This window comes from Pseudomonas sp. UBA5706 (assembly GCF_002419965.1).
GTDB lineage: Bacteria > Pseudomonadota > Gammaproteobacteria > Pseudomonadales > Pseudomonadaceae > Aquipseudomonas.
This window is the reverse complement of the sequence record NZ_DIHC01000020.1, coordinates 1-24,917: the sequence shown is the minus strand read 5'-3', so window position 1 is coordinate 24,917 and position 24,917 is coordinate 1. Positions and strand designations below refer to the sequence as shown.

Here is a 24,917-nt window from a genome sequence, read left to right as displayed (position 1 = left end):
AGGCCCCTGTAGCAGTCCGGCTTGCCGGCGGTGACATTTTCGACATCGCCACCGCTGGCAAGCCGTACTGCTACAGCGGATCGGCACCGACGGGTGAAAACAGCTAACAGATCGAGAAAACCTATGTTCCCCGAAAGCTTCACGTTCTCCATCGCCGACTGGGTCAACGACTGGGTCGATAAACTGGTCACCAACTACGGCGACGTGTTCCGGCATATCTCCGACACCCTGCTGTGGGCCATCGTCAAACTCGAAGCCTTGCTGCGCATCGCGCCGTGGTGGCTGTTGCTGGCGATCGTCGGCCTCATCGCCTGGCACGCTACACGCAAGATCACAACAACGGTAATCATCATCGGCCTGTTATTCCTGGTCGGTGCCGTGGGCCTGTGGGACAAGTTGATGCAGACCCTGGCACTGATGCTGGTGGCGACCGTCATCTCGGTGATCATCGGCGTGCCGCTGGGCATTCTGTCGGCGCGCAGCAATCGCCTGCGCTCGGTGCTGATGCCGCTGCTCGACATCATGCAGACCATGCCCAGTTTCGTGTACCTGATTCCGGTGCTGATGCTTTTCGGCCTGGGCAAGGTCCCGGCGATCTTCGCCACGGTGATCTACGCCGCGCCGCCGCTGATTCGTCTGACTGACCTGGGCATCCGTCAGGTCGACGGCGAAGTCATGGAAGCGATCAACGCGTTCGGCGCCAACCGCTGGCAGCAACTGTTCGGGGTGCAATTGCCCCTGGCACTGCCGAGCATCATGGCCGGCATCAACCAGACCACCATGATGGCCCTGTCGATGGTGGTGATCGCCTCGATGATCGGTGCCCGTGGCCTGGGTGAAGACGTGCTGGTGGGGATTCAGACCCTCAACGTCGGCCGCGGTCTGGAAGCGGGTCTGGCGATCGTGATTCTGGCCGTCGTGATCGACCGCATTACCCAGGCCTATGGTCGTCCACGGCATGAGGTGAACAAATGATGAGCGTCGAGACTTCAAATACCGACGGCAAAATCGTCGTCAAGAACGTGTACAAGATCTTCGGCAATCGCGCCAGGGATGCGCTGGCAATGGTCCAGCAGCACCAGAGCAAGGATCAGGTGCTGGCGCAGACCGGCTGCGTGGTCGGCGTGAATGACCTGTCGCTGTCCATCGCCGGCGGCGAGATTTTCGTGATCATGGGTCTCTCCGGCTCCGGAAAATCGACCCTGGTGCGTCACTTCAATCGCCTGATCGATCCTACCAGTGGCGAAATTCTGGTGGATGGCGAGAACATCCTGACCTACGACATGCAAACGCTGCGCAACTTCCGGCGGCACAAGATCAGCATGGTGTTCCAGAGCTTTGGCCTGCTGCCGCACAAGACCGTGATCGACAACGTCGCCTACGGCTTGACCATTCGTGGCGAAAGCAAGGCGCAGTGCGCCGAGCGTGCGCAGCACTGGATCACCACGGTCGGCCTGAAGGGCTACGAGAAAAAGTATCCGCATCAACTGTCCGGTGGCATGCGCCAGCGTGTGGGCCTGGCCCGGGCACTGGCGGCCGACACCGACATCATCCTGATGGACGAAGCCTTCAGCGCCCTAGACCCGTTGATCCGCGCTGAAATGCAGGATCAGTTGCTGGAACTGCAATCGACCTTGAAGAAGACCATTGTCTTCATCACCCATGACCTCGACGAAGCCGTGCGCATCGGTAACCGCATCGCCATCCTCAAGGATGGCCGGCTGATCCAGGTTGGCACTCCGAAAGAAATCCTCTACTCGCCCGCCGATGAATACGTTGACCGTTTCGTCCAGCGACGGGTGGCGACCATTTAAGGCAGGCGGTAGTCATGTCGCGGGCAGAACAGATCTTCATCGGCGAGGCAGCGGTCAGTTGGCAGGACATCACTGCAGTGGCCCGACACGGGGCAACATTGGCCCTGACAGACAGTGCATGGGCGCGCATCGACAACGCGCAAGCCATCGTGCAGCGCATCGTTGCCAGCGGCGAGCGCGCCTATGGCGTCAATACCGGGTTGGGTGCGCTGTGCAATGTGTCGCTGCAAGGCGAGCAACTGAGTCGGCTGTCGCGCAACACCTTGCTCAGTCACGCCTGCGGTGTCGGCCCGGCATTGCCGGACGAGCAGACCCGCGCGATTATCTGCGCCGCGATCATCAACTACAGCCAGGGCAAATCCGGGATTCATCGGCAGGTGGTGCAAGCGCTGCTGTCACTGCTCAACCGTCGGATCACACCCCAGGTGCCGTCCCAGGGTTCGGTGGGGTATCTGACCCACATGGCGCATATTGGCGTGGCTCTGTTGGGCGTTGGTCAGGTCAGCTATCGCGGGCAACTGATGTCCGCCTTGCAAGCGCTCAGCGAAGAAGGCCTGTCGCCGGTCGAATTGGGTGCCAAGGACGGACTGTGCCTGGTCAACGGTACGCCGTGCATGACCGGCCTCGGTTGCCTGGCAATCGCCGATGTGAATCGCCTGATGCAGTGGGCCGACGTGATCAGCGCCATGACCTTCGAGGGCCTGCGCGGGCAGCTCGACGCGTTCGATGAAACCATCATCGCCCTCAAGCCGCATCCGGGCATGCAGCAGGTGGGCCGAAACCTGCGCGGTCTGCTGGCAGGCAGTGAAGTGCTCGCCAACAGTCAGGGGATTCGCACCCAGGACGCCCTAAGCATCCGCTCCATTCCACAAGTGCACGGGGCCACTCGCGACCAACTGGCCCACGCCACACAGCAGATTGAAACCGAGCTTAATTCGGCCACCGACAACCCGCTGCTGCTGGGCACGCCCGAAACGTATCGGGTGGTTTCCCAAGCCAATCCCCACGGCCAGTCCGTGGCGATGGCGGCGGACCTCCTGGCAATTGCCATGGCCGAACTGGGCTCGATTGCCGAGCGGCGTCTGGACCGCCTGATTAACCCGACAGTCAGTGGCCTGCCGGCGTTTCTGGTCAGCCAGCCAGGGGTCAACTCGGGAATGATGATCGTGCAATACGTCGCAGCGTCCCTGTGCGCGGAAAACCGCCAACTGGCGCAACCAGCGGTCATCGACAACTACGTGACGTCGGGTTTACAGGAGGACCATTTGAGCATGGGCACCAGCGCAGCACTCAAGCTGCACAAGGTGCTGGAGAACGTCACGCAGATTCTCGCCATCGAGTACCTGCTGGCCGCCCAGGCGTTCGAATTCTTCAAAGGCCCGCGCTTTGGCGTCGGTACCGAAGTCGCGTGGCGCCTGCTGCGCGAGCGGGTTCCGGCCTATGACGAAGATCGCTGGCTCGCGCCGGACATCGCCAGCAGCGTGACCCTGCTCAAGAATGAAGAATCGCTGGAAACCGTATTTCAGGTCTGTCGCGATTACGCAGCGCAGACCTTCCAAAACAACAGCAACAGTCGCAGCTCAAGCGTCAAAAGCGCCGGGCAGGCAGGAGCCAGCCCAGAGCCGACCGTAATCAACGAAGGAGTAGCAGCATCGTGACCGATACCCAACAGGCAACCTCGCTGAGCCTGATCCCCGGCCAACTGACCCTGGCGCAACTGCGCGCGATTTATCAGCAGCCCGTGACCCTGACGCTGGACGCCAGCGCCGATCAGCCAATCGACAACAGCGTGGCCTGCGTCGAGCAAATCCTGGCCGAGAACCGTACGGCCTACGGCATCAATACCGGTTTCGGTCTGTTGGCCTCGACCCGCATCGCCAGCGCTGACCTGGAAAACCTGCAGCGCTCGCTGGTGCTGTCGCATGCGGCAGGCGTCGGCCAGCCTCTTAGCGATGCGCTGGTGCGGCTGATCATGGTGCTCAAGGTCAATAGCCTGAGCCGCGGCTTCTCCGGCATTCGTCGTCAGGTCATCGACGCGCTGATCACCTTGATCAACGCCCAGGTGTATCCACACATTCCGCTCAAGGGTTCGGTAGGCGCCTCCGGTGACCTCGCGCCGCTGGCGCATATGTCGCTGGTGCTGCTGGGCGAAGGTAAGGCGCGTTACCAGGGTCAATGGCTGAACGCCGTTGAGGCCCTGGCCGTCGCCGGTCTGCAGCCGCTGACACTGGCCGCGAAAGAGGGCCTGGCGCTGCTCAATGGCACCCAGGTGTCCACTGCGTACGCACTGCGCGGGCTCTTCGAAGCCGAAGACCTGTTTGCTGGCGCTGTAAGCTGCGGCGCGCTGACGGTTGAAGCGGTGCTGGGCTCGCGCGCACCGTTCGACCCGCGCATTCATGCCGCACGCGGTCAGCGCGGGCAGATCGACTCGGCGGCAGCCTATCGCGATCTGCTGGGCGACGGCAGCCAGGTTTCCGAATCCCATCGCGACTGCGACAAGGTTCAGGACCCCTACTCCCTGCGTTGCCAGCCACAAGTGATGGGCGCCTGCCTGACTCAGTTGCGTCAGGCCGCCGAAGTGCTGGAGATCGAATCCAACGCGGTGTCCGATAACCCGCTGGTGTTCGCCGCAGAGGGCGAAGTCATTTCCGGCGGCAACTTCCACGCCGAGCCGGTGGCCATGGCCTCCGACAATATAGCCCTGGCTATCGCCGAAATCGGCTCGCTGAGCGAACGTCGCATTTCACTGATGATGGACAAGCACATGTCGCAACTGCCGCCGTTTCTGGTGGCCAATGGCGGGGTCAACTCCGGTTTCATGATCGCGCAGGTCACCGCAGCGGCATTGGCCAGCGAGAACAAGGCGCTGGCCCATCCGCACAGCGTCGACAGCCTGCCGACCTCCGCCAACCAGGAAGACCATGTTTCGATGGCGCCGGCGGCTGGCAAGCGCCTGTGGGAAATGGCGGAAAACACTCGCGGCGTGCTGGCTGTAGAATGGCTGGCTGCGTGTCAGGGTCTGGACCTGCGCAATGGTCTGAAGACCTCGGAAAAACTGGAGATCGCCCGCACCACCCTGCGCAGCAAAGTCCCGTTCTACGAAAAAGACCGCTTTTTCGCCCCTGACATCGAGGCCGCCACCGAGCTTCTGGCTTCCAATTGCCTGAGCGCGCTGGTGTCTGCTGACCTGCTGCCGAGCTTTTGATCGGGACAGGCCAGGAGGGCCTGTCATTGAAACCAGGTGACGTGCTAGCGCCCTGTAGCAGTCCGGCTTGCCGACGGTTGCGATGTCGAAATTGTCATCGCCGGCGAGCCGGCTGCTACTGGGGCAAGGCCACCCTCGTTTCACAGCAAAAGAAAGACTAGGAAAAAGCGTGAGATGAAACCGCAAAACGCAACAGATCTGAAACGCGGGCTCAGCGCCCGCCACATCCGCTTCATGGCGCTGGGTTCGGCCATCGGCACCGGGCTGTTCTATGGTTCGGCGTCGGCGATCAAACTGGCCGGGCCTGCGGTGCTGCTGGTGTATCTCATCGCAGGCGCTGCCGTGTACATGGTCATGCGCGCCTTGGGCGAAATGGCCGTGCGTAACCCCGTTGCGGGCTCGTTCAGCGAATATGCCAGCACCTATATGGGGCCTATGGCCGGTTTCGTGCTCGGTTGGACCTACGCGTTCGAGATGATCATCGTCTGCCTGGCCGACGTCACGGCATTCGGAATCTACATGGGTTTCTGGTTCCCCGATGTGCCCCGCTGGATCTGGGTGCTCGGCATCGTATTTGTAATCGGCGCGCTCAATCTATGCAGCGTCAAGGTGTTTGGCGAAACCGAATTCTGGCTGTCCCTGCTCAAGGTCGGCGCGATCATCGCCATGATCCTCGCAGGCCTGGGCATCCTGCTGTTCGGCGTCGGTTCGACATCAGGCCAGAGCATCAGCCACGTGAGCAACCTATGGACGCAGGGTGGCTTCATGCCCAACGGTGTCAGCGGTCTGGTGGCGGCGCTGGCGGTGGTGATGTTCGCCTTCGGCGGCATCGAAATCATTGGTGTCGCCGCCGGTGAAGCACGCGACCCGGAGCGCGTGATCCCCCGTGCGATCAACGCAGTGCCGCTGCGGATTCTCCTGTTTTACGTGCTGACGCTGTTCGTGCTGATGTCGCTGTATCCATGGCAGGACATTGGCAACCAAGGCAGCCCGTTTGTGCAGATTTTCGACAAACTGGGGATTTCCTCGGCAGCGATCATCCTCAACATCGTAGTGATCTCGGCGGCGGTATCCGCCATTAACAGCGACATTTTCGGTGCCGGACGCATGATGTATGGCCTGGCGAAACAGGGTCAGGCGCCCAAGGGTTTCGCGCGACTATCGGCCAATGGCGTGCCGTGGATGACCGTGCTGGTGATGGGCGTCGCCCTGCTCTGCGGCGTGGTGTTGAACTACCTGATCCCGGAAAACGTGTTCCTGCTGATCGCCGCCATCGCCACCTTCGCCACGGTCTGGGTGTGGCTGATGATTCTGGTCACGCAAATCGCCATGCGCCGCTCGATGAGCGCTGAAGAAGTAGCGAAGCTGAAATTCCCCGTGCCGTTCTGGCCGGTCGCGCCGATGGCCGCCACGTTGTTCATGGTGTTTGTGTTTGCAGTACTGGGGTATTTCCCGGATACGCAACCGGCATTGGTGGTGGGCGCCGTGTGGATCGTGCTGCTGGTGATCGGCTATCGGGTTTGGGTCAAGCCAAACATAGATATCGGTCGCGCCACCGACCTGTAGCGACCCGGCTTGCCGGCAGTGACGAACTGAAGATCGCTGCCGCCCCAAGCCGCTCTGGTGCTGCAATTTGTGCCGGATTCAACATCGGCGTTCACGTATCACGACTCAAGACTCTGGAGGCATCGATGAAAACGCTCTGGCATAACTGCCACGCAGCAAGCATGGCAAACGGCAGTTACTCGATCATAGAGCACGCCGCCATCGTGACCGAAGGAGCGCATATCACCTGGATCGGCCCGCTGGGCAAGTTGCCGGATCAGGGCGAGGTGAACCGCGTCGACCTGAACGGCGCCTGGGTCACGCCGGGGCTGATCGACTGCCACACTCATACGGTGTTCGGCGGTAACCGCAGTGGTGAATTCGAGCAGCGCCTGCAGGGTGTCAGTTATGCCGAGATCGCTGCGGCCGGTGGCGGCATCGCCAGTACCGTGCGAGCCACGCGGGCAGCCAGCGAAGAGCAGCTGTACGCCAGCGCCAAGCGTCGATTGCAGCACTTGCTCAAGGATGGCGTGACCACGGTCGAGATCAAGTCCGGCTACGGCCTGGACCTGCCCAGCGAGCGCAAGATTCTGCGGGTAATTCGCCAGCTTGGCGAAAACCTGCCGGTCACCGTACGCAGCACCTGCCTGGCCGCCCATGCGTTGCCGCCGGAATACAAAGACCGCGCCGACGACTACATCGCCCACATCTGCAGCGAAATGCTACCTGCGCTGGCGGCGGAAAACCTGGTGGACGCGGTCGATGCATTTTGCGAGTACCTGGCGTTTTCCCCGGCGCAGGTCGAGCAGGTGTTCATTACTGCGGGCCAGCTAGGCTTGCCGGTGAAACTGCATGCTGAACAGTTGTCATCGCTGCACGGTTCGAGTCTGGCGGCACGTTACCAGGCGTTGTCAGCGGATCATCTGGAGTTCATGACCGAAGAGGACGCCATCGCCATGGCCGCCTCCGGCACGGTCGCGGTGCTGTTGCCGGGCGCGTTCTACTTCCTGCGCGAAACCCAACTGCCACCGATGGAGGCCCTGCGCAAACACGGGGTGAACATCGCCATCGCCACCGACCTCAATCCTGGCACCTCGCCAGGCCTGTCGTTGCGCTTGATGCTGAACATGGCCTGCACGTTGTTCCGCATGACGCCCGAAGAAGCCCTCGCAGGCGCGACCCTTCACGCGGCCAAGGCGCTGGGCATGGCCGATACGCACGGCTCCCTGGAAGTGGGTAAGGTTGCCGATTTCGTCGCATGGGACATCGAGCGGCCCGCAGACCTGGCTTACTGGCTGGGCGGAGATTTGGACAAACGCGTCGTGCGGCACGGCGTCGAAAGTCGTTTCTAATCAGGAGAACACCGTGGATAAGGTTCTGAGTTTCACTCGCGGTCGCGTACCGCTGCTGATCAGCATGCCCCACCCAGGTTTGAATCTGACGCCTGTGGTGCGTGACGGCTTGGTGGACGAGGCCGTCAGCCTGCCGGACACCGACTGGCACATACCGCGCCTTTACGATTTCGCCCACGACCTGGGCGCCAGCACGCTGGCGGCCGAGTACTCACGCTTCGTCATCGACCTCAATCGGCCGTCCGACGACACGCCACTGTATGCCGGTGCGACCACGGGGCTGTACCCGTCAACGCTGTTCGAAGGCGACCCGCTGTTCAAGGAGGGTCAGGTGCCGAGCAAGCAAGAGCGCGCCAGCTATCTGGAACAGATCTGGACGCCCTACCACGACACCCTGCGCAGCGAACTTGAGCGCCTGCGCGAGGAGTTCGGTTACGCCCTGTTGTTCGATGCCCACTCGATCCGCGGGCACATTCCACACCTGTTCGACGGTCGACTGCCGGACTTCAACCTCGGCACCTTCAACGGCGCCAGCTGCGATCCCGAACTGGAAAAACGCGTTGAAATGGTCTGCGCAGGCGCGAAAAACTACAGCCATGTGCTCAACGGACGTTTCAAAGGCGGTCATATCACCCGCCATTACGGCAACCCGGCCGAACACATCCACGCCGTCCAGCTGGAACTGGCGCAGAGCACCTACATGGAAGAGTTCGTACCGTTTCACTACCGCAGCGATCTGGCTGATCCGACGCGGACAGTGTTGAAGCAGTTGCTGGAAAGCATGATCGCCTGGGGCCGGGAGAAGTACGGGAAGTAGTCGCTGAGGAACGCCTGTGATTGTGTTGATCGTTCCCACGCTCCGCGTGGGATGAACTGCGTGACGCTCCGCGTCACTGGACGCTGAGCCCCCTGGCGGCATGCCAGCGCGATGCGCGGGCATGATCATTTCTGCTAACGCAGGGTTGCGCTACTTCCTCAGCAGGCGCAAACCGTTGAACACCACCAGCAAACTCACGCCCATGTCGGCGAACACCGCCATCCACATGGTCGCCATACCTGCAAAAGTAAAGGCCAGGAAGATCACTTTAATCACCAGTGCCAGCGCGATGTTCTGCTTGAGCACAGCAGCGGTGCTGCGAGACAGGCGAATGAACGCAGGGATCTTGCGCAGATCGTCATCCATCAGCGCCACGTCGGCGGTTTCGATGGCCGTGTCAGTCCCGGCCGCCGCCATGGCAAAACCAATCTCCGCTCGCGCCAGCGCTGGCGCATCGTTGATGCCATCGCCAACCATCCCGACCCGATGCTGCTGCGCATACAGGGCCTCGATCGCCTGAAGCTTGTCGGTTGGCAACAGGTTGCCCTGAGCATGATCGATCCCCACCTGAGCAGCGATGGCCTTGGCGGTGTGCGGGTTATCGCCGGTGAGCATCAGCGTCTTCACGCCCAGCGCGTGCAGTTGCGCAATCGCTTCGCGGCTGCTGTCTTTTACCGTATCGGCCACGGCAAACAGCGCCAGCGGGCGGCTGTCGTCGAACAGCAACACCACCGTTTTGCCTTGGGTCTCCAGCGTTTCCAGGCGCGATTCAAGCTCAGGCGAACACAGCCCGGATTCGTGAATCAGACGATGGTTGCCCAAATGATACAGGCGTCCTTCGACCTCACCTTTCACACCGCGCCCGCCCAGCGCTTCGAACGCCTCGACCTGCAAGTGCCCGTCCTTGCCGAAATCCGTAGCAATCGCTTGGGAGACCGGGTGGTCAGAACGCCCGGCAAGGCTTGCGGAAATGACCAGCGCTTTGTCGCCGAACGACTCGTCCAGCAACACGTAATCGGTCTGCACCGGCTTGCCGTGGGTGATGGTGCCGGTCTTGTCCAGCGCCAGATAATCGAGCTTGTGGCCCATCTCCAGATAAACGCCGCCCTTGACCAGAATGCCCTTGCGCGCAGCAGCCGCAAGACCGCTGACGATGCTGACCGGCGTCGAGATCACCAGCGCACAAGGACATGCGACTACCAGCAGTACAAGGGCGCGGTAGATCCAGTCGAACCACAACGCGCCCATGAACAGCGGGGGAATGATCGCCATCGCCAAGGCCAGGACGAATACCGCCGGAGTGTAGATTTTCGAGAAACTGTCGACGAAACGCTGAGTCGGCGCCCGCGCACCCTGGGCCGCTTCAACCGCGTGAATGATCCGCGCCAGCGTCGAGTTGTTCGCAGCGGCGGTGACTTTGTATTCCAGCGATCCTGACTGGTTAATCGTCCCGGCAAACACCTTGTCACCCACGGTTTTCTCCACCGGCAGGCTCTCGCCGGTGATGGGCGCCTGATCGATGCTGGATTGGCCCGACACCACTTCGCCATCAAGACCGATACGCTCGCCAGGTTTGACCCGCACGACGCTGTCCAGGGCGATATTCTTGACCTCGACCTCCAACCACTGCCCGTCCTGCTGCACAGTGGCCGTTTCCGGCGTCAACTGCACCAGGCCGCCAATGGCATTGCGCGCCCTGTCCAGGGATTTAGCCTCGATCAGCTCGGCCACGGTGAACAGGAACATCACCATCGCCGCTTCCGGCCACTGGCCGATCAACACAGCGCCCGTCACTGCAATGCTCATCAAGGCATTGATGTTCAGGTTGAAGTTCTTGAGCGCGATCCAGCCTTTTTTGTAGGTGGTCAGGCCGCCGCTGAAAATCGCGACCAGCGCTATCAACGCCACCACCCAGGTAGGTGCGGCGCTGGTGAAATGGATAACCTCAGCCGCCACCGCAGCCACGCCGGATAACGCCAGCGGCCACCAAGGCTTCTTCGGCGAGGGCAGCGACGCGGTTTCCTGATCGGCGCCCTGCTCGATCACATCGGCCTGCATGCCAAGCGACCCAATGGCTTCGCGGATCGGATCGGTCGATGGCAGCTCATGCCAGACGCCCAACACGCGATTGATCAGGTTGAATTCAAGCTTCTGAATCCCGGCCATCTTGCCCAGTTTGTTCTGGATCAGCGTCTGTTCAGTGGGGCAGTCCATTGCCTCGATGCGAAAACTGCTGAACCGGGCATTGTCGGTCGATCCGTTGCCCACGCTTACGACAGCTGGCGCGCGTTCGTGAGAGCAGCAGGCATGAGCATCGTCAGCGTGCTTGCCCACGGGCGTGGATTTTCCGGGCGCGGGCTCGTGCGCGGCATGATCGTGGCCTGCATGATCGTGTCCGGCATGGTCGTGCCCAGCGTGATTATGATCGACGTCGTGCTGCCGACTGTGGTCATGGCCAGCGTGGTCATCAGGCGAATGCTTGTGTACAGAGTCACTCATCATGGAGTCTCTTGGGGTGCGTATTGCCAAGTGAACACCCTGTAGCCACTATAGGGTCAAGCCTCAAAAATGAGATAGACAGCATGAAGGGTTCTTTCAAGATCGGTGAGCTGGCCAAACTGACCGATTGCCCGGTTGAAACCATCCGCTACTACGAACGCGAAGCGCTGCTGGCCGAGCCTGCCCGCAGCGAGGGCAATTATCGGTTGTACACCCAGGAGCATGTCGAGCGTCTGACCTTCATCCGCAACTGTCGCAGCCTGGACATGACGCTGGACGAAATCCGCAGTCTGCTGACGTTGCGCGAGAGCCCGCAGGATCAGTGCGAAAGCGTCAATGCCTTGATCGACGAACATATGCAGCATGTCAGCGCACGTATCGCCAGCTTGCAGGCACTTCAGGAGCAGCTTATCGACCTGCGCCAGCGCTGCAGCGAAGGTGCGCCGGACCATTGCGGGATTCTGGATCGACTGGAAGTCAGCGGCAGCGTGGTAGCGGCGGACATCGAGCATTCGCATGTGGGCAGAAGCCACGGCCACTGAGTGGTACGCCCACTCTTAGCCAACCCGGCATGCTGGCGTTAGTGGATTCTCGCGATCACGACCGCCAGGCTGGAACTCCGAGTACAAAAAACGCCCCCGATCTGTCAGCAGGTCGAGGGCGTTTTGGTTTTACTGTGATCAGCCGTGATGAATCCGCTCAACCGCCTCGGTCACACCCGCGCCGTATGCCGGGTCAGCCAGCATGCAGTGCTTGATGTGCAACTGGATAATCGGCGCCGACACGCCGCGCAGGGCGCGAGCCGTATTGTCGAACAGCGACTGCTTCTCTTGCGGGCTCATCTTGCGGAACAGGTTGCCCGGCTGCGAGAAGTAGTCGTCATCGACCCGGTGGTTCCAATGCCCCGCCGCACCCTCGATGGACAGCGGCGGCTCTCTGAAATCCGGCTGTTCCTGGAATGCACCCTTGGTATTGGGCTCATACGACGTCATGCCGCCGCGGTTGCCGTCAATGCGCATCAGGCCGTCGCGGTGGTAGCTGTTCACGTGCAAGGCAGCCTTGGGCGAGTTCACCGGGATCTGGTGGTGATTGACGCTCAGGCGATAGCGCTGGGCATCGCCATACGAAAACAAGCGACCTTGCAGCATCTTGTCCGGCGAGAAGCTGATGCCGGGCACCACATTGGACGGCGCGAAAGCGGCCTGCTCCACGTCGGCGAAGTTGTTTTCAGGGTTGCGGTTCAGTTCGAAAACACCCACCTCGATCAGCGGGTAGTCACCTTTCGGCCAGACCTTGGTCAGGTCGAACGGGTTGATGTGATAAGCGCCCGCTTCTTTTTCCGGCATGATCTGCACCAACAGTTTCCAGCGCGGGAAGTTGCCGCTTTCGATGCTTTCGTACAGGTCGCGATGGTGCGACTCACGGTCCCGACCGACCAGATCCTGCGCTTGAGCGTCAGTCAGGTTGGCAATGCCCTGCTGCGATACGAAGTGGAACTTGACCCAAAAACGTTCGTGCTGCGCGTTGAGAAAGCTGTAGGTGTGGCTGCCGAAACCGTGCATTTCCCGGTAACTGCGCGGAATACCCCGCTCACTCATGACCACAGTCACCTGATGGAAAGCTTCCGGCAGCTGGGTCCAGAAATCCCAGTTGTTCTCGGCGCTGCGCATGCCGGTCCGAGGATCGCGTTTCACGGCGTGATTGAGGTCCGGAAACTTCAGCGGGTCACGCAGGAAGAACACCGGCGTGTTGTTGCCGACCAGGTCCCAGTTGCCTTCTTCGGTGTAGAACTTCAGGGCGAAACCGCGGATATCACGCTCTGCGTCAGCAGCGCCACGCTCCCCTGCCACGGTGGAAAAGCGGGCGAACATTCCAGTCTGCTTGCCGACTTGCGAAAAGATTTTGGCCCGAGTGAATCGGGTGATGTCGTGGGTGACCGTGAAGGTACCAAATGCGCCTGAGCCCTTGGCGTGCATGCGGCGCTCCGGGATGACTTCGCGATCGAAGTGGGCGAGCTTTTCCAGAAACCAGACATCCTGCAACAGCGCCGGGCCATGAGGGCCCGCGGTCTGGATGTTCTGGTTATCGACTACGGGGGCGCCAAATGCGGTGGTCAGTTTGTTGCTCATGCGCGTAACTCCACGGGTGGTCTGGTCTCGGTGGCCTCAGGTGACGGCGACCGATGGGTATTCGATGTGGAGAACGATAAGTAAATATCGCCGTGCAAGCTCATTGGGAGTGTGCACAGGGTAAATAGAGGAATTTAATTGGAGAGCGACATGCCGATAGCCAGACCCTAAATAGCGGTGCAGGCCTTTGACGCAAGCACGGCTGCAACAGTGCCGATCCAAAAGACCCCACTGCCGACAAAGCCATAGTGCTAATGGCGCAATGCCTGATGACGTTAAATCTTGCTGCGATGGTAGCCGTTCGGGACGCCGCCCTTGGACAGGACCCACTGCCACAGCTGAATATCTCGCGCCCGGAACGCGCCGGCACAGGACAACAGGTAATAGCGCCACATACGGTAGAAGCGCTCGCCTAAGCTGGACTCGAACTCTGGCCAAGCCTTGATGAAGTTGTCGTGCCAAGCCATCAGCGTCTTATCGTAATCGGCACCAAAGTTGTGCAAATCTTCAACGACAAACAGTCCATCCATGGCATCGCCCATCTGCCCTATTGAAGGAAGATCGCCATTGGGAAATATATATTTGTCGATCCACGGATCAGGATACGAGTTGCGCTGGTTCTTGCCAATGGTGTGTAACAGGAACAACCCGCCAGGTCTTAAACAACGGTTGGCCAGTTCCATGTACTCGCGATGGTTCTTGCGCCCTACGTGTTCGAACATGCCCACGCTGGCTATCGCATCGAACTCCTCGTCCAGTTCACGGTAATCCTGAAAGCGGAATTCGAGAGGTAAGTGCTTATAACGCTCTTTGGCCCAGGCGATCTGCTCTCTGGAGATGCTCACCCCAACCGCTTCAACACCGTAGTGCTCGGCGGCGTAGCTCATGAAACTGCCCCAGCCGCAGCCGATATCCAACACCCGCATGCCCGGTTTGAGCTTGAGCTTGCGGCAGATCAAATCGAGCTTGGCAGCCTGGGCTTGCTCAAGATTGGCGGCATTTTCCCAATACCCGCAGGTATAGGTCATGCGCGAGTCGAGCATCTTTGCGTAGAAGTCGTTGCCCAAGTCGTAATGCACTTCGCCGACCGTCTTTGAGCGCTTGACGTTCTGACGGTTCATCAACTTGGCCATGAGTGCATGGAACACCAACCTCACGGGTTTTATGTCATCGGTCAGGCCCGTTTTCAACAGGCGGTGGAAAAACTCGTCCAACTGCTCGCTGTCCCACTGACCCTCCATGTATGCCTCGCCCAGCCCCAGATTACCTTGCGCAAATGCCCGCTCAATCACGCCAGGTCGATTTAAACGCATGTCCGACGGGGCACATCCGTTTATCCGGATTCCGGCCTGATCGAGCATCCGTGCCGCAGTACGGTAAAGAGCTGAATTCTGGTCGGAGTAGGTGTCAGTGCTGAAGTTCGTCGTTGTCATGGAGGATGATTCCAAACACGTTGTCAGGCTAAAGACTTATCGGTGGACCGCGACTATAGAACAAACACTCCTTGAAGTTAAACTGAATACACGCCAGCAAGGATTGAAAATATCTATCAAATCAAATTTGTTTACTGACCTGCAAAACAGTTATTACGCCGCTGCAACAATCAAACTTGTATTGAACGTTTAGTATGGCGGCAACTTGGGATTAACCAGTTGGAACATTGTACTTTCGAAGGCTTATATATTGATGTAAGGACTTTGACAGGTCCGACGAGACTCGGGAAAGGTGGTGTGAGGCGTTCTGTAGCAGCACGCGTTGTCGCGGTGACGTCATCGAAGACGCTTGCGCCAACCGTGCCGCCACAGCGATAAGCAGAGGCTGGCTTAAACCGCCACAGGCGCCTTGATGCTCGGGTCGGCGTCGTAACCGAGGATTTCAAAATCTTCGAAACGATAGTCGTAAATGCTGTCCGGGCGACGATGGATCTTCAGCTCAGGCAGCTTTTTCGGTGTGCGGGTCATCTGGGTAGCGATTTGCTCTGCATGGTTCGAATAAGCGTGGGTATCGCCCAGGCTGACGATGATCTCATGGGGAACCAGATCGCATTGCTGCGCCAGCATGTGGGTCAGCAGCGCCAGTGCGGCAATGTTGTACGGCAGACCAAGGAACACGTCGGAGCTGCGAATATACAACTGCATCGACAATTTACCGTCGGCCACGAATGCCTGGTAGAGCAGGTGACAGACGGCCAGCGCCTGCCGCCCGGCCTTGACGTTCTCTTGCGGCGACAACTTCTCGTCTGGCAAGTACTCGGTGTTCCAGCCGTGGAACAGGATGCGCCGGCTATTGGGGTTGTTCTTCAAGCAGTCGACCATGTAGTCGATCTGATTGATCTTGCCGCCATCCTTGGTCGGCCAGCCAGTCCATTGAGCACCGTAGACCGGCCCCAGGTCGCCGTCCTCGGTGGCCCATTCGTCCCAGATGGTCACGCCGTTTTCGTTGAGCCATTTGGTATTGGTGTTGCCGCTCAGCATCCAGATCAGCTCATTGGCGATGCTCTTGAAGTGCAACTTCTTGGTGGTCAGCAAGGGAAAACCGTCGGCCAGATTGTGGCGGATCTGACGACCGAACACGGCCGTGGTGCCAGTACCGGTGCGATCGCCCTTACGGGTTCCGTTGGCGATGACATCCTGTAACAGCTCAAGGTATTGCTTCATGCCCAAAGGCCCTCTGTATCGTTGAATCCGCTGGCCCCAGCAGGCCAGCGATCCAGCATCAAACGGCTGCGTTGTTGGCAGCGGGTGCGCGGTGGTAGGCCAGCCAAATCAATACCAGGCCGCCAATGATCATCGGCAGGCTCAGAATCTGTCCCATTGTGACCCAGCCCCAGGCCAGGTAGCCGAGTTGGGCGTCCGGTACGCGGACGAACTCCACCACGAAGCGGAAAATCCCGTAAAACAGCGCGAACATGCCGGACACCGCCATGGTCGGACGCGGTTTGCGCGAGAAGAAATAGAGAATCAGGAACAGTGCCACACCTTCCAGCGCGAACTGATAAAGCTGCGACGGATGGCGCGGCAATTGCGCCGGATCGCTGTACGGCGGGAACACCATGGCCCATGGCAAATCGGTAGGCTTACCCCACAACTCGCCGTTGATGAAGTTGCCAATGCGACCAGCGCCCAGACCGATCGGCACCATCGGCGCGATGAAGTCCATCAACTGGAAGAACGACTTGCCATTGCGTCTGCCGAACCAGTAGGTGGCGATCATCACACCGATGAACCCGCCATGGAACGCCATGCCGCCCTTCCATACTTCGAAAATCAGCAGCGGGTTGGCGATGTAGTTCGGCAGATCGTAGAACAGCACATAACCCAGCCGTCCACCGACGATCACGCCCATGGCAACCCAGAAAATCATGTCCGAGAGCTTTTCCTTGGTCCACGTCGGGTCGAAGCGATTCAAGCGACGAGAAGCGAGAAACCAGGCACTGCCGATACCGACCAGATACATCAGGCCGTACCAGTGAATTTGCAGCGGACCGATGGCCACGGCTACCGGATCAATCTGCGGGTAAGGCAGCATTGCGACTCCTTAAATGGACGCTCATTGAGCGACGAATCAAATCAGAAAACTTGTACCGACGACCACCAGCAGCAGCGCGAACAGTCGCTTGAGCATCCTGGGCGACAGTTTGTGTGCCAGCTTTGCGCCGAACCGGGCGAAGAACATGCTGGTCAGTGCGATACCGAGCAATGCCGGCAGGTACACGAAACCGAGACTATGCGGGGGCAGCAAGGGATCGTGCCACCCAAGAATCATGAAACTTATGGCACTGGCCACCGCGATGGGAAAGCCACAGGCCGACGATGTGGCGACTGCCTGCTGCATGGTCAGACTGCGCCAGGTGAGGAACGGCACCGTCAGCGATCCCCCACCGATGCCGAAAATCGCCGATGCCCAGCCGATCACCACGCCTGCGGCGGTCAGTCCAATCTTGCCCGGCACGCTGCCACCCGCCTTGGGCCGGAGGTCCAACGCCATCTGAATAGCCACCAGAATCGCGAAAACGCCGATGATCTTCTGCAAGTTCGGTCCGGCGATGTAGCTGGCGGTCAGCGCGCCGAAACCTGCGCCGATCAGGATACCCAGGGTCATCCAGGCGAATACCGCCCAGCGCACAGCCCCCATGCGGTGGTGCGCGCGGACCGACTGGATCGAAGTGAAGACAATGGTCGCCAGCGAAGTGCCGACGGCAAGATGCGTCAGGACCGAGCTGTCAAAGCCTTGCAAGGTGAAGCTGAAGACCAGGACCGGGACGATGATGATGCCGCCGCCGACCCCAAACAGGCCTGCCAGCACACCCGCACACGCGCCCAGGGCCAGGTAGAGCAGGAATTCCATGGGAGTCTCCCAAAATCAGTGCGGCAGTTTACCGGAGCGGACGCATAGGCTCTAGGTTTTGTAAGCAGCAGTCGGCGATGGATGTCCGTCGGTTCTGTGCGTACAGTGACGCAAAAGGAGGCCCGCATGTGCCTGATCGTTTTCGCCTGGCGCCCTGCCCACTCGCAGCCGCTGATCCTGGCGGCCAATCGTGATGAATTCTATGCCCGTCCAACCTTGCCCCTGACGCAATGGGAAGAGGCTCCGCAGATCTACGCCGGGCGCGACCTGGAAGCGGGTGGCACGTGGTTGGGCGTCGCCGCCGACGGGCGTTTCGCCGCCCTGACCAATATCCGCGATCCAGGCCAGCCATTGGGACGTCGCTCGCGGGGCGAGTTGGTCGCGCAATTTCTGAGCGGTTCGCTAGCGATCGACGACTATTTGCGCGAAGTCGCTGGGCGCGCGGCGGAATACGGCGGCTTCAATCTGTTGGTGGGCAATGGCGAAGAGCTGCATTTCCTCAACGCTGCCCGCCCCGCGCCTCAACAGCTGCAAGCCGGGGTATATGGGGTGTCCAACGCTGGGCTGGATACGCCTTGGCCGAAGTTGTTGAAGGCCAAGGCGGCGCTTTCAGAGGCACTGGACGAGCCGGATCCCGAGGTGCTGTTGGGGTTTCTCGCCGACCCCGAAGCAGCGGCTGAAGCGCAGCTGCCCAACACCGGCGTGGGTCTGGCGACCGAGCGACTGCTGTCCAGCGTATTCATTGCCAGCCCCAATTACGGAACGCGAGCGAGTACGGTGTTGATTGTTAATGCAGATGGCAGCCGGCGCTTGGTCGAACGCAGTTTCGGGCCGTATGGCACAAGATTGGGAAAAGTGGATTTGCAGCTTTAAGGCCTTGTGGCACTCCCGGCTTGCCGACGTACGCGATACCGAAATCGCCGCCGCCAAGCTGCGCTACAGGGGAAGGAACGCCCGATCAATGGCCCTTCACTGACGTCGGATTGATCATCCTGGACAACCCAAGGTTTCTCAGCGCCAACTGCAGCGAACTGCTGATAACTTGGGGGTTGTCGTTTTTCATCAACTGCGCCAGCAGTTCCTTGGCTTTGCTTAGGTTGATCTGACGCAGCATCCACTTCACCTTCGGCAGGTTGGTGGCGTTCATCGACAGGCTGTCGTAACCCATCGCCATCAACAGCACCGCCGCTGCCGGGTCGCCGGCCATCTCTCCACAGATACTGACCGGCTTGCCTTCGGCGTGGGCGTCGCGCACGACATTCTGCAGGGCTTGCAGCACCGCCGGGTGTAGATAGTCATAAAGATCGGCGACGCGCGGGTTGTTGCGGTCGACCGCCAGCAGATACTGGGTCAGGTCATTGGAGCCGACCGACAGGAAGTCCACCTGACGCGCCAGTTCACGGGTTTGATAGACCGCCGCCGGCACTTCGATCATCACGCCCACCGGTGGCATCGGCACATCGGTGCCTTCGTCACGCACCTCGCCCCAGGCGCGGTGGATCAGGTGCAAGGCTTCTTCGGTCTCGTGAGTGCCGGAGATCATCGGCAGCAGAATGCGCAGGTTGTTCAGGCCCTCGCTGGCCTTGAGCATGGCGCGGGTTTGCACCAGAAAGATTTCCGGGTGGTCGAGGGTGACGCGGATGCCGCGCCAGCCCAGGAACGGGTTGTCTTCCTTGATCGGGAAGTACGACAGCGCCTTGTCACCGCCGATGTCCAGCGTGCGCATGGTCACGGGCAGCGGATGGAAGGCGGCCAGTTGCTCGCGGTAAATCGCCAGCTGCTCCTTTTCGCTCGGGAAGCGCTGCTGGATCATGAACGGGACTTCAGTGCGGTATAGCCCGACACCTTCAGCGCCGCGCTGCTGGGCACGGGCGACATCGGCCAGCAATCCGGTATTGACCCACAGTGGCATGCGATGGCCGTCGAGGGTCACGCAAGGCAGCTCGCGCAAGGCGTCGAGGCCCTGGGACAGCTGACGTTCTTCCTCGACCACCACCGAATACTGCTTGCGCAGGGCCTCGCTGGGATTGGTAAACACCTCGCCGTGGTAACCGTCGACGATCAGCTCGATACCATCGACCTTGGAGTACGGCAGATCCACCGCGCCCATGACCGTTGGAATACCCATCGCCCGGGCCAGAATGGCCACGTGAGAGTTACCTGAACCGAGTACCGAGATCAGACCGACAAGCTTGCCTTCCGGGACCTCACCCAGCATCGCCGGGGTGAGTTCTTCACTGACCAGAATGGTGTTATCAGGATAGACCAGCGTCTGCTGGCGGGCCTCCTGCAGATACGCCAGCAGGCGGCGGCCCAGATCCTTCACATCCGAAGCACGTTCACGCAGGTAGGCGTCGTCCATCAGTTCGAAGCGGCTGACGTGCTCATTGACCACCGAACGCAACGCGCCCTGTGCCCACTGGCCGGTCTTGATGACGTTGGTGACCTCGCTACCCAACGAGGCATCGTCGAGCATCATCAGGTAGACGTCGAAAAGCGCTCGCTCTTCGGGACGCAACTGTGTAGCCAACTTCGCCGAAAGCGTTCGCATGTCGCTACGAACGCCTTCCAGAGCATTTTTGAACAGTTTGAGCTCGGCGTCGATGTCGGTGACGGTCTTGTCCGGCACCACTTCCAGATCAGCAGGCGGCAACATGACCAGCGCGGTACCGACCGCAGCGCCCGGAGAGCCTGCCACGCCCACAAAGCGTGCCTCCTGAATGCCCTTGCCCTGACGCCCCAACCCTCGAATCGAGCCCGTGGCCTCAGCATGGGCAATAACGCCAGCCAGCTGGGCACTCATAGTCACCAGGAAGGCCTCTTCGCCCTCGTCGAACTGACGGCGTTCCTTTTGCTGGATCACCAATACCCCGACGACCCGACGATGGTGAATGATTGGCGCGCCCAGAAAAGATGCGTAGCGCTCCTCGCCAGTCTCGGCAAAGTAGCGATAACGCGGGTGATCGGCGGCGTTTTCCAGGTTTAACGGCTCTTCGCGCGTGCCGACCAGGCCAACCAGGCCTTCATTGGGGGCCATGCTGACCTTACCGATAGAGCGCTTGTTCAAGCCCTCGGTGGCCATCAGCACGAAACGATTGGATTCGGGGTCGAGCAAATAGACCGAGCAGACCTGGCTCTTCATGGCCTCTTTGACGCGTAACACAATAATCCCCAACGCCGCCTTGAGATCCTTGGCGGAGTTAACTTCCTGGACGATCTTGCGCAGCGTATTGAGCATGGCTCGGGGTCGAACTCCGTGTCAGTCGCGCGCCAACAGGCGCGGGGCAAGCTCTTTGAGGGCGCGGCGATACACTTCGCGCTTGAATGTCACCACCTGGCCCAACGGGTACCAATAACTGACCCAGCGCCAGCCATCGAACTCCGGTTTACCGGTCAAATCCATCCGCACCCGTTGCTCGTTGGAGATCAGGCGCAGGAGAAACCATTTTTGCTTCTGGCCGATGCACAGCGGCTGGCTGTGGGTACGGACCAGCCGTTGCGGCAGACGATAGCGCAACCAGCCTCGGGTACAGGCAAGAATTTCGACATCGTGTCGTTCCAGCCCGACTTCTTCATTCAATTCACGATAGAGCGCGTCTTCCGGCGTCTCCTGAGGGTTGATTCCCCCCTGCGGAAATTGCCAGGCATCTTGATTGATACGGCGAGCCCATAAGACCTGGCCAGCATCATTTGTCAGAATTATCCCGACATTAGGGCGGAAACCATCGGGGTCGATCACGGCCACAACCTCGCAAACGCATGTCGTCGCATTGTTCCACAAAGATCGTGAAGGCAGCAACGAGGCGCAGACAGCTTATCGCGACAAGAGCATTAATAGATGCGATCTCTTGATGAAACCTCGTATTCTTGCGCTCTTTTTTCAGCCAATTCAGCGAGTAACCCTATGCGCCTGGCCTTATTCGACCTCGACAACACGCTCCTGGGTGGCGACAGCGACCACGCCTGGGGCGACTACCTGTGCGAACGCGGCATTCTCGACGGTGCTGCTTACAAGGCGCGTAACGACGCGTTTTATCAAGATTACCTGGCAGGCACGCTGAACCTGACCGACTACCTGAACTTCAGCCTGGAAATTCTGGGCCGAACCGAGACCGCGCAGCTCGACGAGTGGCATCGCGACTTCATGCGCGACTGCATCGAGCCGTTGATTTTGCCCAAGGCCATGGCGCTGATTGCCAAACATCGCGACGCGGGCGACAAGCTGGTGGTCATTACCGCAACCAACCGTTTCGTGACTGCGCCGGTCGTTGCGCGATTGGGTATCGACACGTTACTGGCTACCGAATGCGAGGTCGTCGAGGGCCGTTACACCGGTCGCACCACGGACGTGCCGTGCTTTCGTGAAGGCAAGGTCACGCGACTGAACCGCTGGATAGACGAGAACGGCCTCAGCCTGCATGACAGCTATTTCTACAGCGACTCAATGAACGATCTGCCGCTGTTGGAGCAGGTCACCCACCCGGTTGCCGTCGATCCTGATGAAAAACTGCGCGCGGAAGCCACCCGTCGCGGCTGGCCGGTGATTTCGCTGCGCGATTGAAGGCGGTAGAAACGCCTGCGGGCGCACCACCGCGCAACGAACACCTACAGCAGCCCGGCTTGCCAGCGGTGGCGGCTTGAAAAAAGCGCCCGCCGGCAAGCCGGGCTGTCATCATTTGAACAGACGCGCTCCAATCGCAGGCTGTTCAGGTCGGCTTGCTCACCATCAAATAGAAGATCGCGATGAAAGAAACAAACGCAGGCCAACCCAAGACAAACCACCAGCGCATATAAACAGTCGCTTTCATGGGCATCGGCGAACCCTCGAGCAGCGCCTGCTCCGCCATTTTGTGTACGCGGATCTGCAGCCATACCACCGGCAGCCAGCAAATCCCGGCAAGTATGTACAGCGCGAAACTCCACATCACCCAACGCTGATGCAGCGGCCACCCCGCCAGCAGGACCAGCCCCAAGCCGCTCAATGGCTGAAAGATGGCGGTCGTGGTGGTGAATGCCCAATCGGCGAAGACCAGATGCTTGAACGTCACGGCAATGACCTCGATCCTGCCGGTGCGCCAAGCCCGCAGGGCGTAATACGCTGAGCCCGCCCCCAGTCCGAAGAGGACGGTGGACGACAGGATATGCAAGGTTTTGAGTAGCAAGTAAGCACTCATCGACGCGGCTCCGTCCGTAGCAGCCAGAGGGTCGCCACTATCAACACCAGGTTTTTGGCGACAGAGGCATAAGGGTCAAACCAGTAATGCGGCAGTACGAACGTGATGATCAAGGTGTAGGCCGTCATCAGGCACACCTGCAGCTGCAACACGCGTCTCCGCCACCGCCCCATCAGCATGCCGATGCCGAGCAGTCCATCGCAGAGGGCGCCAGCCACCACCGCTATCTGGGCGAAAGGCCCGGTGAAACCGCCCTCGGCCAGAATCCGCAACCCCCATTCGAAACCGGGCCACAGGCTGACAAATGCAGTTCCCAACCAGATCAGCACCAACGTCGCCAGCATCAGCGGGCGCATGGCCAACTGCGTACTCTGAGCCGGGTCTGGCCAGTCCTTGAGCCGATCACGAAGGCTGGCGCAGCGATAGCCACAGACCGACTCCAGCACTTCAGGATCGGCCATGTTGTCGCGACGCGCCATACGCAGGGTCTGCCCATTCAACGCACGCCAGCCGAAGCGGTCGCCCAGCGATGCACCGAACAGCGCAAGCGCATCCGGCACCTTGATGAACCATGCGCGAGACCAGCCTTGGGACATGCGCAGTTGGTCGATCAACTGCGCCAGGGTCATGACCTCCATACCGACCAATGGCAGCACCATGGGCTGCGCTGGCCAGCGGCGCATCAATGCAAGCACGGCGCTGACCAGATCGTCGATGTGCAACGGCTGCAACAGGGCTTTGCGGTCCAGCATAGGAATCACCGGCAATGCCGACATCCGCGCCAGCCAAGCACTGCTGGCACCGCCCGGGCCGACCACTAGCGAAGGGCGCAGCACCACGGCCGGTAAGCCAAGCGCAATCAGATAGTCATCCGCCGCCGCTTTACTGGTCAGGAAATGAACATCGGACCGCGCACCGGCACCCAGTGCGGAGATGTGCAGCACGCGAGCCCCGGCGTCGTTCGCCAGATCGAAAAGTGCCCGCGAACCAAGGTCCTGAGTCAGGTTAGATTGCTGTTCATCGACGCTCAGCACACCGGCAGCATTGATCAACAGGTCGATGGCTTCTGGAAAGGCGAAGTGATCGGGAACCGCAGCGAGCTCATCCAGATCAAGCTGACGCCACTCGACACCGGGCAAACGCAAGGGCTGCCGAGTACGGCTGGTCGCAATGATGTGGTGACCGGCGCTGCTCAGGGCCCTGAGCAGGTGACGCCCGACAAACCCCGTCGCACCTACTAGAAGTACATTCATTACGTTCCTTGTGTGGGTGCTGCAGAGTCAGACGGGCTTGGCGCCCATCAAGCCGGCAATCGCCACGAAGCAGACGGCGCCGAACACCGCCAGTGCCAGGGTGAATTTCGGATTGCCAACGATCACTGGACGGCGCAGGCGATTGACCCGTACCGCCAGCCAGGCCCAACTCAGGGCGCCGAAGGTATAAAGAATGCTGGCGGCCAGCAGCCATGTCTGCCCGAGGGGCCAGCCCGCATAATGCATCAGCCACCAGCCGCTGACCGGCAGGGTCAGCAGGCATGCGCCCATGAGCAGCCAGACGAACACCCAGGGCTTGCGCATGGCGCGATTCTGCACGGTCAGATCCCCGGCCCTGCGCCCAAGAATGATCCAGATCGCCAGCGCCAGTGCGCAGAGGAACAGCAGCGCGGTAGCGGCCATGTGCAGGATTTTGAGGGCGGCAAAGTGTTCCATCGCGATTCGTTCCTTTATATAAGCCGTGGTTTGAGCTTAGTCGCGGCGAGGAAGTTGCGTTGGCGTGTAACTCGCGCTGCTGGAAGCGCGACACGCTTGCGCTGAAGGTGTCGGGAATGGTGGGTGGCGCTCCACTTTTTGCGCGAAGCGGTAGCAGAATTTGAATCGCCTTCTTTCTGATACACCAAGGTCTCAGGTTTTGCTGCCGCTTCGCGCCAGATCGCGAGCAAGCTTGCTCCCACGGCCTGCGGCCAGAATCAGAAGCCATGGAGGTTTACCGGCCTGTGGGCCAGAATCATGGCCAGAAGTTTGCGCGGCCGGCGGCC

General features: G+C 60.2%; 21 protein-coding genes. 10 read left to right on the top strand and 11 right to left on the bottom strand.

Annotation, left to right across the window (positions count from 1 at the left end; all coding sequences use genetic code 11):
- Positions 1-123: 123 nt before the first annotated feature.
- The 7 genes from B3I26_RS10590 to hutG all read left to right on the top strand — a co-directional run bounded on the left by B3I26_RS10590 (position 124) and on the right by hutG (position 8,733).
- On the top strand, positions 124-975 hold the full coding sequence (locus B3I26_RS10590; RefSeq protein ID WP_296257634.1) for an ABC transporter permease: 852 nt from the start codon (positions 124-126) through the stop codon (positions 973-975).
- Positions 972-1,814 carry a quaternary amine ABC transporter ATP-binding protein gene (locus B3I26_RS10585; RefSeq protein ID WP_296257633.1) on the top strand — a complete coding sequence of 281 codons (843 nt, stop codon included), beginning with the start codon at positions 972-974 and terminating at the stop codon, positions 1,812-1,814. The genes B3I26_RS10590 and B3I26_RS10585 overlap by 4 nt, the downstream gene beginning before the upstream one ends.
- 14 nt (positions 1,815-1,828) lie before the next feature.
- The gene (hutH, locus tag B3I26_RS10580; RefSeq protein WP_296257632.1) at positions 1,829-3,472 is read left to right on the top strand and encodes a histidine ammonia-lyase; all 1,644 of its coding nucleotides are present in this window, start codon (positions 1,829-1,831) and stop codon (positions 3,470-3,472) included.
- Positions 3,469-5,019, top strand: a complete 1,551-nt coding sequence (hutH, locus tag B3I26_RS10575; protein WP_296257631.1) for a histidine ammonia-lyase — start codon at positions 3,469-3,471, stop codon at positions 5,017-5,019. The genes hutH (B3I26_RS10580) and hutH (B3I26_RS10575) overlap by 4 nt, the downstream gene beginning before the upstream one ends.
- 174 nt (positions 5,020-5,193) lie before the next feature.
- A complete protein-coding gene (locus B3I26_RS10570; RefSeq protein WP_296257630.1) occupies positions 5,194-6,585 on the top strand; it encodes an amino acid permease in 1,392 nt (463 codons plus the stop codon).
- Between the two features lie 125 nt (positions 6,586-6,710).
- The gene (gene hutI, locus B3I26_RS10565) at positions 6,711-7,916 is read left to right on the top strand and encodes an imidazolonepropionase (protein ID WP_296257629.1); all 1,206 of its coding nucleotides are present in this window, start codon (positions 6,711-6,713) and stop codon (positions 7,914-7,916) included.
- A gap of 13 nt (positions 7,917-7,929) precedes the next feature.
- On the top strand, positions 7,930-8,733 hold the full coding sequence (gene hutG, locus B3I26_RS10560) for an N-formylglutamate deformylase (RefSeq protein ID WP_296257628.1): 804 nt from the start codon (positions 7,930-7,932) through the stop codon (positions 8,731-8,733).
- 150 nt (positions 8,734-8,883) lie between these two features.
- Here the strand turns inward: hutG and B3I26_RS10555 are convergent, their stop codons facing one another.
- Positions 8,884-11,232, bottom strand: a complete 2,349-nt coding sequence (locus tag B3I26_RS10555; protein ID WP_296257663.1) for a heavy metal translocating P-type ATPase — start codon at positions 11,230-11,232, stop codon at positions 8,884-8,886.
- Positions 11,233-11,315: 83 nt separating this feature from the next.
- Here B3I26_RS10555 and cadR point away from each other — a divergent pair, with 83 nt between their 5' ends.
- A complete protein-coding gene (gene cadR / locus B3I26_RS10550; protein WP_296257627.1) occupies positions 11,316-11,774 on the top strand; it encodes a Cd(II)/Pb(II)-responsive transcriptional regulator in 459 nt (152 codons plus the stop codon).
- Positions 11,775-11,912: 138 nt separating this feature from the next.
- Here cadR and B3I26_RS10545 read toward each other — a convergent pair whose 3' ends face one another.
- From B3I26_RS10545 to B3I26_RS10525, 5 genes are all read right to left on the bottom strand, one after another.
- Complete coding sequence (locus tag B3I26_RS10545; RefSeq protein ID WP_296257626.1) at positions 11,913-13,361, bottom strand: catalase; 1,449 nt, start codon at positions 13,359-13,361, stop codon at positions 11,913-11,915.
- 275 nt (positions 13,362-13,636) lie between these two features.
- A complete protein-coding gene (cfa, locus tag B3I26_RS10540; protein WP_409522083.1) occupies positions 13,637-14,722 on the bottom strand; it encodes a cyclopropane fatty acyl phospholipid synthase in 1,086 nt (361 codons plus the stop codon).
- 462 nt (positions 14,723-15,184) lie between these two features.
- Complete coding sequence (locus B3I26_RS10535) at positions 15,185-16,018, bottom strand: thymidylate synthase (RefSeq protein ID WP_296257624.1); 834 nt, start codon at positions 16,016-16,018, stop codon at positions 15,185-15,187.
- Between the two features lie 58 nt (positions 16,019-16,076).
- Positions 16,077-16,889, bottom strand: a complete 813-nt coding sequence (lgt, locus tag B3I26_RS10530; RefSeq protein WP_296257623.1) for a prolipoprotein diacylglyceryl transferase — start codon at positions 16,887-16,889, stop codon at positions 16,077-16,079.
- 36 nt (positions 16,890-16,925) lie between these two features.
- The gene (locus B3I26_RS10525; protein WP_296257622.1) at positions 16,926-17,708 is read right to left on the bottom strand and encodes a sulfite exporter TauE/SafE family protein; all 783 of its coding nucleotides are present in this window, start codon (positions 17,706-17,708) and stop codon (positions 16,926-16,928) included.
- 126 nt (positions 17,709-17,834) lie between these two features.
- Between B3I26_RS10525 and B3I26_RS10520 the strand changes: the two genes are divergently transcribed.
- Positions 17,835-18,581, top strand: coding sequence for an NRDE family protein (locus B3I26_RS10520; protein ID WP_296257621.1), 747 nt, complete (start codon positions 17,835-17,837; stop codon positions 18,579-18,581).
- Positions 18,582-18,666: 85 nt separating this feature from the next.
- Here B3I26_RS10520 and ptsP read toward each other — a convergent pair whose 3' ends face one another.
- Together ptsP and B3I26_RS10510 are read right to left on the bottom strand one after the other, a co-directional pair.
- Positions 18,667-20,946 (bottom strand): phosphoenolpyruvate--protein phosphotransferase, encoded by a 2,280-nt coding sequence (gene ptsP, locus B3I26_RS10515; protein WP_296257620.1) that lies wholly within the window; start codon positions 20,944-20,946, stop codon positions 18,667-18,669.
- A gap of 21 nt (positions 20,947-20,967) precedes the next feature.
- Entirely contained in the window at positions 20,968-21,447 is a 480-nt protein-coding gene (locus tag B3I26_RS10510) for an RNA pyrophosphohydrolase (protein ID WP_062379340.1), read from the bottom strand.
- 165 nt (positions 21,448-21,612) lie between these two features.
- On the opposite strand from B3I26_RS10510, the gene B3I26_RS10505 reads away from it, so the two are divergent.
- Entirely contained in the window at positions 21,613-22,269 is a 657-nt protein-coding gene (locus tag B3I26_RS10505; RefSeq protein WP_296257619.1) for an HAD family hydrolase, read from the top strand.
- Positions 22,270-22,414: 145 nt separating this feature from the next.
- Here the strand turns inward: B3I26_RS10505 and B3I26_RS10500 are convergent, their stop codons facing one another.
- From B3I26_RS10500 to B3I26_RS10490, 3 genes are read right to left on the bottom strand one after another with little or no spacing between them, the layout of a single operon-like run.
- Positions 22,415-22,882: a DUF2269 family protein gene (locus tag B3I26_RS10500; protein ID WP_296257618.1), complete on the bottom strand. Its 468-nt coding sequence runs from the start codon at positions 22,880-22,882 to the stop codon at positions 22,415-22,417.
- Positions 22,879-24,135 carry an SDR family oxidoreductase gene (locus B3I26_RS10495; protein WP_296257617.1) on the bottom strand — a complete coding sequence of 419 codons (1,257 nt, stop codon included), beginning with the start codon at positions 24,133-24,135 and terminating at the stop codon, positions 22,879-22,881. The genes B3I26_RS10500 and B3I26_RS10495 overlap by 4 nt, the downstream gene beginning before the upstream one ends.
- A 27-nt stretch (positions 24,136-24,162) precedes the next feature.
- The gene (locus B3I26_RS10490) at positions 24,163-24,591 is read right to left on the bottom strand and encodes a DUF2269 family protein (protein WP_296257616.1); all 429 of its coding nucleotides are present in this window, start codon (positions 24,589-24,591) and stop codon (positions 24,163-24,165) included.
- Positions 24,592-24,917 lie beyond the last annotated feature (326 nt).